The sequence below is a fragment of the Campylobacter sp. RM15925 genome, from assembly GCF_012978775.1.
Lineage (GTDB): Bacteria > Campylobacterota > Campylobacteria > Campylobacterales > Campylobacteraceae > Campylobacter_A > Campylobacter_A canis.
The window spans coordinates 1-417 of sequence record NZ_LIWP01000037.1 but is presented as its reverse complement, the minus strand read 5'-3'; the positions used below and the strand labels follow the sequence as shown (position 1 = coordinate 417).

1 protein-coding gene is annotated in these 417 nt (G+C 35.5%); it reads right to left on the bottom strand.

Annotated features, from left to right (window positions below):
* Positions 1-126: 126 nt before the first annotated feature.
* Positions 127-417 (bottom strand): hypothetical protein (locus CDOM15925_RS09930; protein ID WP_211436734.1); only part of this gene is annotated, 291 nt, incomplete at its 5' end.

Below are 417 nucleotides of genomic sequence, written 5' to 3'. Positions count from 1 at the left end.
CGATCTCGTCCTCATCGCTGTCAAGCAGAAATTTATCGCATTCTCCTGCTGAAATTTTAGCACTTTAGTAATCAAATTCACCTTTCAAGAAGACACCGCGCTCATCAGAACAGTCAAATTTAGCCACTAAAAGCCTCTAAGATCTTTTATATCGTAGGCTTTAAATTTGCCGTTTTTATTTCTTTTTACAATCAAAACAGCTCTAAAATTTCTAACTATAAGCTTTACATCAAAGCCCGTTAAGGCTATTTCGTCTTTATACAATTGTTTAAAATTTTCATCCAAAATTTCATCTATAAAGCCCAAATTTAAAAGCTCTTGTACGCTCATCTCATCTTTTTGAAGTCTTATTTTGCCTTTTATCCTTCCGTCATTTCCGCTAAGTCTAAGAGCTATGCCCGCAAGCGCTCCTATAGA